Source organism: Parafrankia sp. EAN1pec (assembly GCF_000018005.1).
GTDB classification, from domain to species: domain Bacteria; phylum Actinomycetota; class Actinomycetes; order Frankiales; family Frankiaceae; genus Parafrankia; species Parafrankia soli.
This window is the reverse complement of record NC_009921.1, coordinates 7,898,353-7,914,521: the sequence shown is the minus strand read 5'-3', so window position 1 is coordinate 7,914,521 and position 16,169 is coordinate 7,898,353. Positions and strand designations below refer to the sequence as shown.

Here is a 16,169-nt window from a genome sequence, read left to right as displayed (position 1 = left end):
CCGCACGACATGAGAGGAACGTGTGAGCCGTGGCGGCGCCGGCGGCACGGCGCCGCGGTGCCGCGGTGCCAACGGCAGTGGACGACGCGGGGTCAGCGGCAGTCGACGACGCAGGTGGGCACGGGGACCGGGGGGAGCCGGAGGTCGAGGACCGGCTCCTGGCCGTGGCCGCCGCCCGGGCGCGGCCGCGGGGAGCGCGCGGATCCCGACGCCCCGGCCGGGCGGGTGCCCGCCGTGGACGTCGAGCCGGCCGGCCGGGTGCCCGAGCTGCCCGCCGCGACGGTCTCGTCGCCAGCACCCGAGCCGGGCGGCGCGGTCCCCTGCTGCTTGGTCCCGGAGCCCGAGCCGGGCGGGCTCGGAGTGCCGGAGGCGGTGCCGCCGGTGGGTGTCGTTGTCGGGGCCGGGGAGGTGCACGGCGTGCCGGAACCGCCGTCACCGGCCTGGCAGGACTGCGCCGCGGCGGTGGATTCCGGGCTGCCGCCCTTCTGACTGAGCAGAATTGCGACCAGCAGGACGATTCCTGCCAGCACTCCGAACGCCGCCTGGATCGGGGAGATCCGGCGCGCGGATCCGCGATGCTCGCTCACTGCGCTCCGTCCGTTCCGTCCGTTGTCGGGCTGATGCGACCGGATGATCCGGCCGACACGCCACGGACACTACGGATGTCGGGCAGCAGTTACGAGCAGTACCCCCTTGTTCCCCCGGCTCAGCCGACCGGAACCGCCGCGGTCTGCTGCTCGCGGTCCTCGCGCGCCGCGCGGCGGGCCTGGGCGGCGGCCTTCTTCTCCTCCTGCCGGGTGGCCAGTGCGTCGAGGCCGGCCATGAACGCGCCGATCTCGTCGCGGGCCTTCGCGGCCTCGCCGGACAGCCCCTCCAGCTCGAGGAGCTTCCAGTGCCGAAGGATGGGCGAGACGACGTCGTCGTGATGGATCCGCAGGTCGTAGATGCCCGCCTGGGCGATGTAGCGGGCCTTGCGGCCGAAGTCGCGGATGCCGGTGCCGGGCATCTGGAAGTTCACGATCTCGTCGCGGATGACCGGGACCATGCGGTCGGGTGTCAGGCCCAGCGCCGCGGCCACCAGGTTCCGGTAGAAGATCATGTGCAGGTTCTCGTCCGCCGCCACCCGGGTGAGCAGCTTCTCGGCGATCGGCTCGCCGGTGACCCGTCCGGTGTTGCGGTGGCTGACCCGGGTGGCCAGCTCCTGGAACGACACGTAGGCCATGGCCTCCAGCGGGGTCTTGCCGCCGGAGTCGTAGCCGCGCTGCATCTGCAGCATCCGGTCACGCTCGAGCGTCACAGGATCGACCGCCCGGGTCACCAGGAGGTAGTCACGCATGGCCATCGCGTGCCGGCCCTCCTCGGCGGTCCACCGCCCGACCCACGTCCCCCACGCGCCGTCGCGGCCGAACGCGACGGCTATCTCGCGGTGATAGCTGGGCAGGTTGTCCTCGGTGAGCAGGTTGACCTCGAAGGCCATCTGGGCGGCCTCGGACAGCGAGGACTGGCCGGGCTCCCACGGGGTCGTGTCGAAGTCGCGGCCCAGGCTCCACGGCACGTACTCGTGCGGCATCCACTCGGCGGCGAGCCCGAGATGCCGGTTGACGTTGGTCTCGGCGACCGGTTCCAGCTCACGCAACAAATCGATGTCCGTAGGTGATCCCATAGGTGAACTCTTCCATCGCGCCTTGATTCGCCGCCATGGCCGCAGGGTGTGGAATCCAGGGACGGATCTGTTCCCTGGAAACAGTTCCGGCTGGCTACCGTCCGACCGGTCAGGGACCATCTCGCCATCCCGGGACAACTCGGGGACGAAATGGGGTCCCGCGGAACGCGGAACGGTACGCCCGGCGTCAGCCGAGTCCGGCGTCAGCCGAACAGTGCGCTGAGGATCTTCGGAGCGCCCGACTCGCGGTCGACGACCAGCCAGGGCGCGACCCAGCTGTCGGCGGCCAGCGACAGGTAGATCTCGGCGCAGCGCGCCTGCAGGCCCGCGTCGCTCTCGAAGGTGTCCAACGCCCGGGCGGTATCCTCCGCCGCGCGGGCCCGCGCCCCGGCCCGCGCCGTCTCCACCGGGACGTCCAGCAGCACCTGCAGGTCGGGCCGGGGCAGGCCCAGCCGCGTCAGCTCGAGTTCGGCGATCCAGTCGAGGAACTCGGCGCGCTCGGGGGCGGGCAGCCGGGCTGCTCCGTAGGCCGCGTTCGAGCCGAGGTAGCGGTCCACGATCAGCACGTCGTACGCGGCCACGCACCTCGCCAGCTCGGGCAGGGCGTTCGCCCGGTCGAGCGCGAACAGCAGCGCGGTCGCGCGGGCCGAACCGGCCAGGCCGGCAAGCCGTTCGTCGCCGTCGAGCATCGCCCGCACCGCCGTGCCCAGCGGGCCCGCGGCATAGCGCGGGAAGGCGAAGGTGCCGGCGGTGCGCCCGGTCGCGGTCACCGCCTCGACCAGCCGGGACGTCAGTGTGTTCTTGCCCGCGCCGTCGACCCCCTCGATCGCCACGATCATCGGGCCGCCCGCCCGCCCGGTGCCGGCCACGCCGAGGTCGCAGGGGTGGCCGAGGTGCTGGTCATGCTGGTCAGTCCCGGTGCTGGTCATCAATCCTCAAGCGTAGCGGGAGCCGGCGCGGTGACCCGGGGACCGCTCGACCGGCCGGAGGAACGCGACGACGTGACGGCGGTCGTCTCGCGCCCCGGCTCCGAGAGGCGGTAGATGCGCCGGGCGTTGCCCGCTCCGATGAGCTCGGCGACGCGCCGGGCGTCGTCGTCGGTCCAGTCGCCGTCCGCGATGCCGTCGCCGAGCACGGTGGACAGGGCCTGCCGGAACAGCCGCGCGCCGAGCAGGTAGAGCTCGGCGAGCCCGAACGCGTCGGTGGAGAACAGGAACCTGCTGAACGGGGCGAGCTCGAGTGCCTCGGCCAGCAGCGCCGGGGCGCGGCGCCCGACGTTGTGCACGGCGAGCCCGACGTCCAGGTGGACGGTCGGGAAGACCTGGGCCAGGTACCCCGCCTCCCGGTGGTAGGGGTAGCAGTGCAGCAGCATCACCGGCACCCCGGTCGGCGCGAGGGCCCGCAGCAGGCCGGTGAGCAGCAGCGGGTTGCACCGGTGCAGGTCGAGCTCGGCGTCGCCGTACCCGACGTGGATCTGCACCGGCAGGCCGGCGTCCACGCCCGTCCAGATCAGGAACGCGTGCAGCACCGGGTCGGCGAGCCGGATGGGGACGCCGCGGCGGATCAGGCCGAGCCAGTCGCGGACGGCGGCCGCGACCTCCCGGTCGGTGGGGCGGGTCGCCGGCAGGTCGAGGCCGACCCGGTAGGCGGCGACCGACTTGAGGCCCACGGTCGTCGGGCTCGCGCCGGTCACCCGCTCGCGGACGGTGTCGGCGAAGTGGGTCACCCCGAGCTGGCCGGTGAGGATGTCGACCGCCAGCGCCTCGGCGAGGCGCTCCAGCCGCAGGATGTCGTGGCCCGTCCCGCCGCCGGCGGTGGCGAGCTCGGTCGCCGACGTCAGCGGCTCGGGCAGGTAGCCGGCGTCGACGCAGAACGCGCCGATGCCGGCGGCGCGCAGGAAGCGCCGGTTGACCTCCTCGACGCCGAGCTCCCGGCGCCGCGCGAGGTAGACGTCCGGCGCGGCGTGCCGGGGCAGGTCGAGGACGGGGGCGCACCAGCGGCGTACGGCGAACCCGATGTGGCTGTCGAAGAGGGTCGTCCCGGCCGGGCCCGGCTCGTCGGCCTCGGTGAGCATCCGCTCGAAGTCGGGGCGGTCGAGGTCGCGCAGGAGCAGCCCGTGACAGTGATGATCGACCAGGGAGAGGCTCTCCACGCACGGCAGCACCACATGATCGTGCCCGTTTCACTGCCCGCGCATGCCTGCTGACGGAGGTTAGTCGGCCACCGGCATCCACCGTCAGTCACAGCCTGTGGATAACTTGTGGATTAATGCCCTCGGTCTGGGGACAACCGAACCGCGAAGCCAGCATGTCTGCTGTCTACCGGGGATTTCGGGTGTACCCGCCTGTGGACGGTGCCGGTGTGCGACCGGGCCTGTTCTCGGGGATCATGCCGGTCATGAACCACCACGCGGCTGAGTCGGTGGCGGCCGAACTGACATCCCAGGACGTCGTGGCGGTCGCGCTCACGTGGGTGGACAACGCCGGCATCACCCGGATGAAGGGCGTGCCGGTGAGCCGCCTGGCCCATGCGGTGACGCACGGCGTGGGCGCGTCACCGACCTTCGACGCGTTCCTTGTCGACGACTCCACGCTCGTCACCCGGCACGCCGGCGGACCGGTCGGTGACCTGCGCCTGCGCCCGGACCTCCGCCGGCTCACCCGCCTGCACGCACAGCCCGGCTGGGCCTGGGCGCCGGCCGACCGCTTCGACCTCGCCGGCCGGCCGCACGCGCAGGACTGCCGGGCCTTCGTCCGTGCCCAGACCGCGCGGCTGGCCCGGCGCGGGCTGCGCTGCCGCGCCGGGTTCGAGATCGAGTGGACGGTCTCCCCGGCCGGCCGGGACGACTTCGCCCCCGCCTGCTCCGGGCCCGCGTACGGGATGACCCGGGTGGTCGAGCTCTCCGACTACCTGCGGGATCTGGTCGTCGCCCTGACCAGCCAGGAGATCGCCGTCCTGCAGATCCATCCGGAGTACGCCGCCGGGCAGTTCGAGGTGTCGGTCGCGGCGGAGGACCCGCTCGGGGCCGCCGACACCGCCATGCTGATCCGGGAGACGGTGCGGGCGGTGTCCCTGCGGCACGGGCTGCGGGTCTCGTTCTCGCCCAAGGTCCTCGCCGGCAGCGTGGGTAACGGCGGTCACCTCCACCTCAGCCTGCACCGCGACCGCGACCGCGACAGGGACAGGGACGGCGGCTGCACCGGTGAGGTCCGTCGCTCCGGCACCGGCGGGACGAGTCTGATGTCCGGCGGGACGGGACCGTACGGCCTCACCGTGCCGGGCGAGGCGTTCGTCGCGGGCATCCTCGGACGGCTGCCCGCCCTGATGGCTCTCGGTGCCCCGAGTGTGGCCTCCTACCTGCGCCTCGTGCCGTCGCACTGGGCCGGGGCGTTCGCGTGCTGGGGCCTGGAGAACCGGGAGGCCGCGATCCGGCTGATCGTCGGGGCCGAGGGGGAGCCGGGGACGGCGAACGTCGAGGTCAAGTGCTTCGACCTGGCCGCGAACCCGTACCTGGCCGTCGGTGGAGTGCTGGCCGCCGGGCTCGCCGGCCTGGAGTGCCTCGATGATCCGCGCCGAGCGGGCGCCGCCGTCCTGCCGGAGCCGGTCGGGTGCGATCCGGCCAGCCTGGACGGCTCGGAGCGCGCCCGACGCGGGATCCGCCGGCTGCCGACCGGGCTCGGCGAGGCGGTCGCCGCCTTCGAGGCGGACGAGGTGCTGCGCGATGCCCTGGGCACCGAGCTGCACGCGACGCTCGTCGCGGTCCGCCGCGGCGAGATCGAGCTGTTCGCCGGAGCGGATCCGGCCGAGATCGCCGACCGGCTCCGCTGGCGTTACTGAGCCGACCCTCCGGTGTTTCCGGGCCGACCGGTCGGCGTCGGGCCGGGCGCGGCGGCCGCGCCCGGCCGGTGACGCAGCGCGTGTGGACGGTTCCGTGCCTGACGGCGTGGTTGGGTACCACCGAGTCACGGGTAGGCAAACCCATGCCCTCGGGTGGCGTCACATGTCACGACCTTTGGCGCCCAGCGGGGAATCCGCACAGAATTGGCGGACCTCGGTCTGTGTGAGACGTACCGCCGACGTTCGTGAGGAGCCGCGCGTGCGCAAGGTACTGGTGGCAAACCGCAGTGAGATCGCGGTTCGGGTGTTCCGGGCCGCGCACGAGCTCGGGTTGCGGACGGTGGCTGTCTACACCCCCGAGGATGTCTCCGCGCTGCACCGCACGAAGGCGTCCGAGGCCTACGAGCTGTGCGAGCCGGGTCATCCGGTGCGTGGCTACCTCGACATCGACGCGTTGTTGCGGGTCGCCAAGCAGGCGGACGCCGACACGCTGCACCCGGGTTACGGGTTCCTGTCGGAGTCGGCGGTGCTGGCGGAGGCATGCGCGGCGGCTGGCGTGACGTTCGTCGGCCCGCCGCCGGCTGTGCTGCGGCTGACGGGTGACAAGGTGGCGGCCCGTAACGCGGCGATCGCCGCGGGGCTGCCGGTGCTGCGGGCCTCGGAGCCGCTGCCGGACGGCGTCGGCGCGCAGGAGGCCGCGGCCGAGGTCGGGTTCCCGCTGTTCGTGAAGGCGTCGGCGGGTGGTGGCGGGCGCGGGCTGCGCCGGGTGCTGCGTCCGGAGGACCTCGCGGAGGCGGTGGCGAGTGCGTCGCGTGAGGCGGCGGCCGCGTTCGGGGACGGCACGGTCTTCCTGGAGCAGGCGGTGGAGCGGCCGCGTCATGTCGAGGTGCAGGTCTTCGCCGACGGCTACGGGAACGTGATCCACCTGTTCGAGCGGGACTGCTCGGTGCAGCGCCGGCACCAGAAGGTCGTCGAGATCGCCCCGGCGCCGGCGCTGGACGAACCGATCCGCGACGCCCTGTGCGAGGCCGCGGTGCGCTTCGCCCGTCACGTCGGCTATGTGAACGCCGGGACGGTGGAGTTCCTCGTCGGGGCCGACGGCGCGTTCACGTTCATGGAGATGAACCCGCGCATCCAGGTCGAGCACACGGTGACCGAGGAGGTCACCGGTGTCGACATCGTCGCCGCGCAGCTGCGGGTCGCCGCCGGGGAGAGCCTGATCGACCTGAACCTCACCCAGGACGCGATCGCTCTTCGGGGCACCGCGATCCAGTGCCGGGTGACGACCGAGGATCCCTCGGACGGCTTCCGCCCCGACACCGGGACGATCACCTTCTACCAGTCGCCGGGCGGGCCCGGGGTCCGCCTCGACGGTGCCACCTACCCGGGGGCGGAGGTCAGCCCGTACTTCGACTCGCTGCTGGTGAAGCTGACCGCGCGTGGTTCGACGCTGGAGAAGGCGTCCCGGCGCGCCCGGCGGGCGCTGGGCGAGTTCCGGGTCCGCGGCGTGCGCACCAACATCGAGTTCCTCGGCCGGCTGCTCGAAGACCCCGACTTCCTGGCCGGCGGGGTCACGACCTCGTTCATCGACGAGCGCCCCGGCCTGGTGAACGCCCTCGACGACGGGGACGCGACGAGCCGCATGCTGGCCCGGCTGGCGGAGAGCACGGTGAACGGGCACGCCCGCCCGGCGGGGGTGGCTCTGACGGAGCCGCGCACGCTGCTCCCGCCGCTGCACCCGACCGACACCCCGGCGGCCGGGTCGCGTCAGCTCCTGACCGAGCTGGGGCCGGCCGGGTGGGCGGCGGACCTGCGGGGGCGGACGGCGCTGGCAGTCACCGACACCACGCTGCGTGACGCGCACCAGTCGTTGCTGGCGACCCGGCTGCGCAGCTTCGACATCCTGGCCGCCGCGCCCGCGCTCGCCGAGCTCACCCCGAACCTGCTGAGCCTGGAGTGCTGGGGTGGGGCCACCTACGACGTCGCGTTGCGCTTCCTCGCCGAGGACCCGTGGGAGCGCCTGACGGCGGTGCGGGCGGCGGTGCCGAACATCTGCCTGCAGATGCTGCTGCGCGGGCGCAACGCCGTCGGCTACACCCCCTACCCGGACGACGTCGTGCGCGCGTTCGTCGCCGAGGCGGCGGCCGCCGGGCTCGACATCTTCCGGATCTTCGACGCGCTCAACGACATCGAGCAGATGCGCCCGGCGATCGCCGCCGTGCTGGAGACGAACGCCGTCGCCGAGGGCACCCTGTGCTACACCGGCGACCTGACCGACCCCGGCGAGCGGATCTACACCCTCGACTACTACCTGCGCCTGGCCGACCAGCTCGTGCAGGCCGGCGTGCACGTGTTGGCGATCAAGGACATGGCCGGGCTGCTGCGCCCGGCCGCCGCCCACGCGCTGGTCGCCGCGCTGCGGGAGCGCTTCGACGTACCCGTCCACCTGCACACCCACGACACCGCCGGTGGTCAGCTCGCCACCCTGATCGCGGCCAACGAGGCCGGGGTGGACGCCGTCGACGCGGCGGCCGCGCCGATGTCCGGCGGCACCAGCCAGCCGAACCTCTCCGCCCTGGTCGCCGCCACCGACCACACCCCGCGGGCCACCGGCATCCGGCTCGGCGCGCTGTCGGCGATGGAGTCGTACTGGGAGGCCGTGCGCGATCTCTACTCGCCGTTCGAGGCCGGGCTGCGCGCGCCGACCGGCGCGGTGTACCGGCACGAGATCCCCGGCGGGCAGCTCACCAACCTGCGCCAGCAGGCCATCAGCCTCGGCCTCGGCGACCGCTGGGCCCAGGTGACCGAGTGCTACGCCGTGGCGAACGACCTGCTCGGCAAGCCGATCAAGGTCACCCCGACCAGCAAGGTCGTCGGTGACCTGGCGCTGTTCATCGCCGGCGGCTCGGTGGACGTCGACCGGCTGCGTGAGCATCCCGAGGAGTACGACCTGCCCGCCAGCGTCCTGGGCTACCTGGCCGGCGAACTCGGCACACCCCCGGCCGGCTTCGCCGAGCCGTTCCGGGAGCGGGCGCTGGCCGGCCGCCGTCCCGAGCCGCCCGCGGCCACCCTCGCCACCGAGGACGCCGCCGCGCTGGCCGAGCCCGGCGCCGGCCGGCGGGCGGCGCTGTCCCGGCTGCTGTTCCCCGGCCCGTGGAAGGACTACCGCAAGGCCGTCGCCACCTACGGCGACTCCTCGGTGATCCCCACCGAGGCGTTCCTGTTCGGCCTGGTCCCCGGCCGCCCGGCGAGCGTCATGCTCGAACCCGGAGTCGAGATCATCGTGACGCTGGAGACGGTGGGCGAGCCGGACAGCGGCGGCATGCGCACCCTCTACCTGCGGGTCAACGGCCAGCCCCGCCCGGTTCGGGTCCGCGACAACTCGATCAAGGCGACGGCCACCGCGGCCCGGCGCGCCGACCCGTCCGACCCCACCCACGTCGGCGCCGGCCTGCCCGGGATCGTCACCTTCGCCGTCGCGGCCGGCGACGAGATCGAGAAGGGCCAGAAACTCGCCGTGGTCGAGGCCATGAAGATGGAGGCCGCGGTCACCAGCCCGGCCGCCGGGAAGATCGCCGAACTCGTCCGCTCCAGCGGCGAATCCGTAGAGGTCGGCGACCTCCTCCTGATCCTGCGCCCCTGACCGTCCTCCGGACCCCGTCCGCCGGCACCCGGCGGACGGGGCACCGGGGCCTCAGAGCCGGTGCGCGCCGTGCCCGGAGCGGCCCGGGACGTCGCCCGGGCGGCCCAGGCCGCCGTCCGCTGACGGGGTCGCCCCGCCGGCCGGGCGGCGCAGCCGGGACGGGTGGAACACCCAGGCGCGCATCAGCAGGAACCGGACCACCGTCGACGCCAGGTTCGCCAGCACGAGCACGCTGACCTCCGGGAACCGCCCCGGGGAGTCGCTCGCCGCGTGCAGCGCGGCCAGCGAGCCGCTGGTCAGGAGCAGCCCGATGGCGAAGACGAACAGCCCCTGCAGGTGATGGCGGCCGGCGTCGCCGCGGCCGGTGACCCCGAAGGTGAGCCGGCGGTTGGCGGCCGTGTTCGCGACCGCCGTCACCAGCAGCGCGATCAGGTTCGCGGCCTGGGCCCCGGTCGCGGTGCGCAGCAGCACGAACAGCACCAGGTAGGCCAGTGTGCTGGCGATCCCCACCCCGGCGAACCGCAGCAGCTGTCCGGTCAGCCCGGCCGGCACTCCGGTCACCGCGGATCCGGGCGCCACCGATCCGGTGGCCGCGGCTTCTGCGGCTCCGGGCCCGGTGGCCTCGGGCATTCCTCCCTGCACTCCGGCTCCAGTCGTCGTCGCTGTGGGTCTGGCGGTCCCGCCCGCACCCGCGGCGCCTGTCCAGGTCAGCGGAGCCCGTCCGAACTCGTGGCGCAGCTGCGCGACGGGCAGGGCGCCCGTCCCCAGCGCCCGGGCGAGCCGGGCGACGCCCTTCAGGTCCGCCATCGCGGTCGCGAGTACGTCCACCCGGCTGTCCGGGTCGTCGACCCAGTCCACCGGGACCTCGTGGATGCGCAGGCCGCACCGCTCGGCGATGACCAGCATCTCCGTGTCGAAGAACCACCCGGTGTCCTGCACCAGGGGCAGCAGGCTCGCGGCGACGTCCGCGCGGATGGCCTTGAAACCGCACTGGGCATCGGTGAAGCGGGCGGCGAGGGTGCCGCGCAGCAGCAGGTTGTAACAGCGGGAGATCACCTCCCGCTTCGGCCCGCGTACGACCCGGGACGACGGCGCGAGCCTGGTCCCGATCGCCAGGTCGGAATGCCCGGAGATCAGCGGAGCGACCAGGGGGAGCAGCGCGGCCAGGTCCGTCGAGAGGTCGACGTCCATGTAGGCCAGGACGGGTGCGGTGGAGGCGCCCCAGGCAGCGCGCAGCGCGCGGCCGCGTCCCTTGGCCTCCAGGTGGATCACCGAGACCTCGGGAAGCTCCTCCGTCAACGCTCGGGCGATGGCCAGCGTGGTGTCGGTGCTGGCGTTGTCCGCGACTGTGATCCGGAACGGATAGGGAAAGGCCCCCCGCAGGTGGGCGTGCAGCCGGCGCACGCAGGGCGCCAGGTCGTTCTCCTCGTTGTAGACCGGGACGACCACGTCGAGCACGGGCTGGCCGGCCGGGAGCAGCCCGACCCGCGGCCTGGGCACCAGGTCGGTCCGCTCGGCCTCGGCGGAGCGGGTGGCCGTCACGTGGGAGCTGGTCACCCTGCTGTCGCTGGTCCTGGCATCCGTCGTCATGTTGTTCACGGTCCGCCCGGGGCCTGTGCCCGGCGTGTGCCATCCCTGTGCCCCCGCTGTGAGACCGCCCCCCGGTCGGGCCGGGGGCGCTGTCGCCGGTGCCCCGGCCGGGCCGGGCCGTGGTGTCGCCGGTGCCCTGGCCGTCGGCGGGTCTCGGTCTGGCGGTGGAAGCCCCGGGTCCGTTTCTGGTGCTCGGCTACTCGCCATTTAGTTTCTTTCTCGCCGTTTCAGGGGCATTTCCGGCGAAATTCGCTCTGAAAGGGCGAGCGGGATGCCAAACGGCGAGCAGGCCACCCCGATGTCCGGGGTTTTTGTCCGATAGATGCAGGTCTGGCCTCGCCGTGGTGGCGCGGGCCGTGGCCCAGCTGCTCGTGAAAGCGAAACCGGCCCGACACCTGGGGCTCCACTGCCCGTCAGAACGGGCCCACCCCGACACCCTGACAGGGGACGCCCCCCACCCCCCGGCCATCTGGGCCGGGCGCAACGATGTGTGGCGGGTGGGTGAGTCCCGATGGACTCACCCACCCGCCACGGTTGTGCCGAGCCGGGGTCAGGCTGTGGTGGTGCCGCTGGTGGTGGTGCCGGTGGTGGTTGGGGTGGTCAGGTTGTAGAGGGTTGTGCCGTCGACGGTGGTGGCGGTGAAGTTCGCCGCCACCCAGGCGGCGATGTCACTGGACGCCCGGCTTCCGCCGTTCTGCCCGCCGAAGCCGCCGCCGCCGATGAAGTAGTGGATGCGGCCGTCCGCCACGTACTGCTTGAACTGCTCAAGGGTGGGGGAGGGGTCGCTGCCGTTGAAGCCGCCGATCGCCATCACCGGATCGCCGCTGGCGAGCTGGTAGCCGGCCGCGGTGTTCGACCCGACGGACGCCGCCACCCAGGTATAGGACGAGGCGTCCGCCTTCAGCAGCGCGAGGACCTCATCGCTGGGCTTACCGGCGTCGAGCAGGCCGCCCATGCCACCGCCCATGCCGCCGCCGGGCCCGCCCTGCGTGCCGCCCTGAGCCGCCCCACCCGGCGTGGTACCGCCGGGCGCCGTGCCGCCGCCGGGGACCTGCGTCGTGCCCTGCTGGGCCCCGCCGTTGCCGCCGCCAGGACCGCCGAACAGCTGCCGTCCGCCGCCTCCGCCAGGTCCGCCGCCCGGGCCGCCGAAGCCCGAGCCTGCGGGGCCCGCGGACGGGATGGAGCCGGTGTGCGGGGTGGCCGCGGTCGCGACCGAGTAGCCGAACGGCCCGAGCAGCGCCGCCACCAGCGCGGCCGCGACGACCGCCACGCGGGCCGCCTGGGGCAGCCGCGAGAGCACGATGAGCAGCAGTGCCGCCGCGAAGCCGACGATCAGCACGACCCAGCGCATCCACGGGTTCCAGTCGGGTGTGCGGTCGAGCAGGACGTAGGACCACAGCGCGGTCAGTACCAGGATGCCGGCCATGGTGGCCGCGGCGATCGGGTGCTCACGGCGGCGCCACAGGGTCGCGGCTCCCATGCCGACCACGGCGCCGACCGCCGGGGCGAGCGCGACCGTGTAGTAGGCGTGGAAGATGCCCTGCATCTGGCTGAACACGATGCCTGTGACCAGCAGCCAGCCGCCCCAGACCGCGAGCGCGGCCCGTCCGGGATCGGTGCGGGGAGCGCGCCGGGTGATCCACAGGCCCGCCACCAGCAGAGCGAGCGCGGTAGGCAGCAGCCAGGAGATCTGGGCGCCGACCTCGGAGCCGAACATCCGGCCCCACCCGGTCGAGCCCCACATGCCGCCACCACCGGCGCCGCCCGCCGCGCCGCCGCCGCCGACGCTGCCGGACTCGTTACCGGTCAGCCGGCCCAGGCCGTTGTAGCCGAGAGTCAGCTCCAGGATGCTGTTGTGTTGCGACCCGCCGATGTACGGGCGGGCCGAGTCGGGGACGAGCTCGACGATCGCGATGAAGATCCCGGAGGGGACGATCAGCCCGAGCGCGCCCGCTCCGACCTGCCACAGCCGCCGGGTGAACCGCGTCGGCGCGGTGACGAGGTAGACGAGGGCCAGCACCGGGACGATCAGCAGCGCCTGCAGCATTTTCGTCAGGAAGCCGAAGCTGACGAACACCCCGGCCCAGACCAGCCAGCGGGTACTCGCGGTCTCGACGGCGCGCAGCGTCGCGTACGCCGCGGCGACCAGCAGCAGGACGAGCAGGGCGTCCGGGTTGTTGAACCGGAACATCAGCGTCGCGACCGGGGTGATCGCGAGGACGGCCCCGGCGAGCAGCGCCGCGCCGGCGGGGAAGGCCCGGCGCACCGCGGCGTAGAGCAGGCCGACCGTGGCGACGCCCATCAGCGCCTGCGGGACGAGGATGCTCCAGGCGTTCACGCCGAAGACGCGCGCGGAGAGCGCCATCACCCAGATCGAGGCCGGGGGCTTGTCGACGGTGATGGAGTTCCCGGCGTCCGAGGAGGCGTAGAACATCGCCTTCCAGCTCACCGAGCCGGCCTGCACCGACGCCGAGTAGAAGGCGTTCGCCCAGCCGGAGGCGCCCAGCCCCCACAGGTAGAGGACGGCCGTCGCCGCGAGCAGCCCGAGCAGCGCGGGCCGCACCCACCGCGGGTCGTCGGGACGTCCCCGCGCGAACCGGCCGATCCGACCGTCGCCGGCCAGATGCCGCCCGGACGCCCCGCCCGCCCGCCCGGGAGCACCGGCGGGCCAGTGCGTGCCCGGAACGGTCGCGTGGTCAGCCCCCGCGTAGGCCGCGTGGTCAGCCCTCGCGTAGGCCGCACGGTCAGCCCTCGCGTAGGCCGCGTGGTCGAACTGGTCGGTCGGCGGTGACGGCGTCGGTGAGGTCGGCATAAGAATCAGGGTCGGGCGTCGACCTTTCCCGGCCTTGTGCCCCGCCTGTGTATTGGCTGTGGGTCCGACCGGAACATATGTTCGAACGCTACAGCTGAGTGAGATCAACCTTGACCGGGAAGGGGGCAACGGCGTCGACGACGCCCGTGAAGACCTCGCCATCGCGGTACGTCCCGGTCGCCGGGTCAAGGACGCAGGTATGGACGACCGGGACGCCGGCGGGGGGCTGCTCGACTCGCCAGTAGTACGAGATTCCAGCTCTCGCGTACTGCTCGGCCTTGACGATCCGATCCGTCGTCTCCGAACCGGGCGAGACGACCTCGGCAACGAGCAGGATGTGCTCGGGACGAGCCGGCATGATGTCGATCGTGTCGGCACGGTACACGACCACGTCCGGACGCCGATTCGTCAGCGGCACATCCTGAAGCCGGACGTCGAAGTCGAAGTCCGCGTTCCAGTCCGGCCCGGCCGCCGACTCCAGGGCGACCGCGAGGATCTTGATCAGCCGGTTGTGACGCTTGGACGCGCTGGGACTCACGACGATCATTCCGTCCACGATCTCGATGCCCGCGCACTGCTCCTCGGACCAGGAGTCGTACTGCTCCGCCGTGATCTGCTGATGCATCCAGGCAGGAGCGATCATCTCCGCGGTGATGGCGCACCTCCCCTCAGGAGACCCGGCAGGCCTGATCCCGCCACATCAGCCTAGCGCCGTCAGGCCGAGGAACTGCTCACCGAACGAGGGCGACTACCCGACCTCTGGGTGGGACAGTGCCCCACCGGTGCATCACCTGTGAGGGCGGGTCCCCGCGGCCGTCACGGCGGGATCGGCGGCGTCGGGCGCGCAGCCGTCGACGGCGCCCGGTGGGTCGAGGGCGCCCGGTGGGTCGAGGGCGCCCGGGTCCGGGGCGCCCGGGTCGGCGGTGTCCAGGGGCAGGACCACGGTGAAGGCGGTGCGGCCGGGACGGCTCGCGGCCGAGACCCGTCCATGGTGCGCCTCGACCACCGCCGCCACGATGGACAGCCCGAGGCCGGTGCTGCCGGCCGCGCGGGAACGCGAACTGTCCCCCCGCGCGAAGCGCTCGAACACCTTCGGAAGCAGTGCGTCCGGGATGCCCGGCCCGTCGTCGATCACCGAGAGCACCGCGGACGGCCGGCCCGCGCCAGGCTCGTTCGCCACCGGAGCGGAGGGCCCCGGAGCGGAAGGTCCCGGCTCGACGGTCAGCCGGGCCGTCACCCGGCTGCCCGGCGGGGTGTGCGTGCGGGCGTTGGCGAGCAGGTTGGCGAGGACCTGGTGCAGCCGGGCCGGATCGCCCGCCACGGTCACGGGCATGCTGGGCAGGTCCAGCTCGAAGCGGTGCTCGGGCGCGGCCACGTGGGCGTCGCTGACCGCGTCCACCACGAGCCGGGAGAGGTCGACGGTCTCCCTCACGAGCGGGCGTCCGGAGTCGAGGCGGGCCAGCAGCAGCAGGTCGGAGACGAGCGCGGTCATCCGCGCGCTCTCCGACTCGACCCGGCCCATCGCGTAGGCGACGTCCGGCGGGACGGTGTCGCGGGTGCGCCGGGTGAGCTCGGCGTAGCCGCTGATCGCCGCCAGCGGTGTGCGCAGCTCGTGGCTGGCGTCGGCGAGGAACTGGCGCATCCGCGTCTCGCTCGCGTGCCGGGCCGAGAACGCCGCCCCGATGTGGCCGAGCATCCGGTTCAGCGCCGCGCCGACCTGCCCGACCTCGGTCCGGGGGTCGGTGTCGACGTCCGGTGCCACCGCCATGAGGTCGACGGCCCCCCGGTCGAGCGGGAGCTCGGCGACCCGGCTCGCCGTCGCCGCGACCCGGTTCAGCGGCCGCAGCGTGACCCGGATGATCGCCGCGCCCGCGATGCCCGCGGCCAGCACCCCCAGCGCCGCCACGATCGCTCCGGCGATCCCGACCTCGGTCAGGGTCGCGCTGACCTCGTTCATCGGCACGCCGGTGACGAGCACCGTCTGCCCGTTGGGGTCGAAGTGGGCGATGAGGCGGTAGTCGCCCTGGTCGGCGATCGCGCGGGTGTGTTCCTGGCCGTCGAGCGGGATCTGGGCCACCACGGCGGCGTCCACGCCGGTGAGCGGCTGCACGTCGCCGTTGTCGTCGATGACGGCGACGGCGGCGCTCTCGATCAGGGAGGTCAGGTCCGGGGCCGCCGATCCCGGCGGTGGCGCGCCCCGCAGCGCCTCGCGCGCCGAGCTCTGGGCGGTGGTGTCGGGATCCCGCAGCTTGAAGACCGCGCCGAGGGTCCCCGACGGCTGACCGCGGAAGCCCAGGAACCAGTCCACCCGCTCGTCGGCGGTCAGGTCCGGCGTGGGCGGCTGGGCCAGGCTGGGAGTTCCGGCACCCCCCGGGCCGGCGTTTCCATAGCCGGGCAGCATGACCGGTCCGGCCTGGCTGGTCAGCCCCCAGCGGCGGCTCGCGTCCTCCAACCGGTCGTCGAGCTGCTGGACGAGCACCCCGCGCAACGCGACTGCCGTCACGAAGACGATCACCGTGGACATCACGGCGAGCAGCGCGAGGAGCAGCGCGAGCAGCCTGGTACGCAGCGACCAGCCGGCCGGGCCGCGCCGCCGGTGGGTGCCGGTGGTGCCGGTCATCGTC

Annotated in this window: 10 protein-coding genes; 2 read left to right on the top strand and 8 right to left on the bottom strand. The window is 73.4% G+C overall.

The features are described 5' to 3' along the window. Nucleotides 1-92: 92 nt before the first annotated feature. From FRANEAN1_RS40550 to FRANEAN1_RS32425, 4 genes are all read right to left on the bottom strand, one after another. A complete protein-coding gene (locus tag FRANEAN1_RS40550) occupies nt 93-587 on the bottom strand; it encodes a hypothetical protein (RefSeq protein ID WP_041255029.1) in 495 nt (164 codons plus the stop codon). Between the two features lie 119 nt (nt 588-706). Beyond that, complete coding sequence (locus tag FRANEAN1_RS32435; protein ID WP_020463914.1) at nt 707-1,663, bottom strand: acyl-ACP desaturase; 957 nt, start codon at nt 1,661-1,663, stop codon at nt 707-709. A gap of 203 nt (nt 1,664-1,866) precedes the next feature. Continuing rightward, nucleotides 1,867-2,502 carry a dTMP kinase gene (locus FRANEAN1_RS32430; protein WP_041256753.1) on the bottom strand — a complete coding sequence of 212 codons (636 nt, stop codon included), beginning with the start codon at nt 2,500-2,502 and terminating at the stop codon, nt 1,867-1,869. Nucleotides 2,503-2,591: 89 nt separating this feature from the next. Beyond that, nucleotides 2,592-3,830: an amidohydrolase family protein gene (locus FRANEAN1_RS32425; RefSeq protein WP_041255027.1), complete on the bottom strand. Its 1,239-nt coding sequence runs from the start codon at nt 3,828-3,830 to the stop codon at nt 2,592-2,594. Nucleotides 3,831-4,060: 230 nt separating this feature from the next. On the opposite strand from FRANEAN1_RS32425, the gene FRANEAN1_RS32420 reads away from it, so the two are divergent. Together FRANEAN1_RS32420 and FRANEAN1_RS32415 are read left to right on the top strand one after the other, a co-directional pair. After that, complete coding sequence (locus FRANEAN1_RS32420) at nt 4,061-5,500, top strand: glutamine synthetase family protein (protein ID WP_085950179.1); 1,440 nt, start codon at nt 4,061-4,063, stop codon at nt 5,498-5,500. A 259-nt stretch (nt 5,501-5,759) separates the two neighbouring features. Beyond that, nucleotides 5,760-9,143: a pyruvate carboxylase gene (locus FRANEAN1_RS32415; RefSeq protein WP_020463910.1), complete on the top strand. Its 3,384-nt coding sequence runs from the start codon at nt 5,760-5,762 to the stop codon at nt 9,141-9,143. Nucleotides 9,144-9,194: 51 nt separating this feature from the next. Here FRANEAN1_RS32415 and FRANEAN1_RS32410 read toward each other — a convergent pair whose 3' ends face one another. The 4 genes from FRANEAN1_RS32410 to FRANEAN1_RS32395 form a co-directional block, all read right to left on the bottom strand. Next, nucleotides 9,195-10,733, bottom strand: coding sequence for a bifunctional glycosyltransferase family 2/GtrA family protein (locus tag FRANEAN1_RS32410; protein ID WP_347176842.1), 1,539 nt, complete (start codon nt 10,731-10,733; stop codon nt 9,195-9,197). A 550-nt stretch (nt 10,734-11,283) separates the two neighbouring features. After that, on the bottom strand, nt 11,284-13,545 hold the full coding sequence (locus FRANEAN1_RS32405; protein ID WP_020463908.1) for a glycosyltransferase family 39 protein: 2,262 nt from the start codon (nt 13,543-13,545) through the stop codon (nt 11,284-11,286). A gap of 88 nt (nt 13,546-13,633) precedes the next feature. Continuing rightward, nucleotides 13,634-14,188: a Uma2 family endonuclease gene (locus FRANEAN1_RS32400; RefSeq protein WP_020463907.1), complete on the bottom strand. Its 555-nt coding sequence runs from the start codon at nt 14,186-14,188 to the stop codon at nt 13,634-13,636. A gap of 144 nt (nt 14,189-14,332) precedes the next feature. After that, complete coding sequence (locus tag FRANEAN1_RS32395; RefSeq protein WP_041256752.1) at nt 14,333-16,165, bottom strand: HAMP domain-containing sensor histidine kinase; 1,833 nt, start codon at nt 16,163-16,165, stop codon at nt 14,333-14,335. Between the last annotated feature and the right edge of the window lie 4 nt (nt 16,166-16,169).

Excerpts from the sequence above, each read along its gene's own strand:
- FRANEAN1_RS32400 (WP_020463907.1), bottom strand. The coding sequence starts at position 14,188 with ATGATCGCTCCTGCCTGGATGCATCAGCAGATCACGGCGGAGCAGTAC.
- FRANEAN1_RS32405 (WP_020463908.1), bottom strand. The coding sequence starts at position 13,545 with ATGCCGACCTCACCGACGCCGTCACCGCCGACCGACCAGTTCGACCAC.
- FRANEAN1_RS32420 (WP_085950179.1), top strand. The coding sequence starts at position 4,061 with ATGAACCACCACGCGGCTGAGTCGGTGGCGGCCGAACTGACATCCCAG.
- FRANEAN1_RS32410 (WP_347176842.1), bottom strand. The coding sequence starts at position 10,733 with ATGACGACGGATGCCAGGACCAGCGACAGCAGGGTGACCAGCTCCCAC.
- FRANEAN1_RS32395 (WP_041256752.1), bottom strand. The coding sequence starts at position 16,165 with ATGACCGGCACCACCGGCACCCACCGGCGGCGCGGCCCGGCCGGCTGG.
- FRANEAN1_RS32435 (WP_020463914.1), bottom strand. The coding sequence starts at position 1,663 with ATGGGATCACCTACGGACATCGATTTGTTGCGTGAGCTGGAACCGGTC.
- FRANEAN1_RS32430 (WP_041256753.1), bottom strand. The coding sequence starts at position 2,502 with ATGATCGTGGCGATCGAGGGGGTCGACGGCGCGGGCAAGAACACACTG.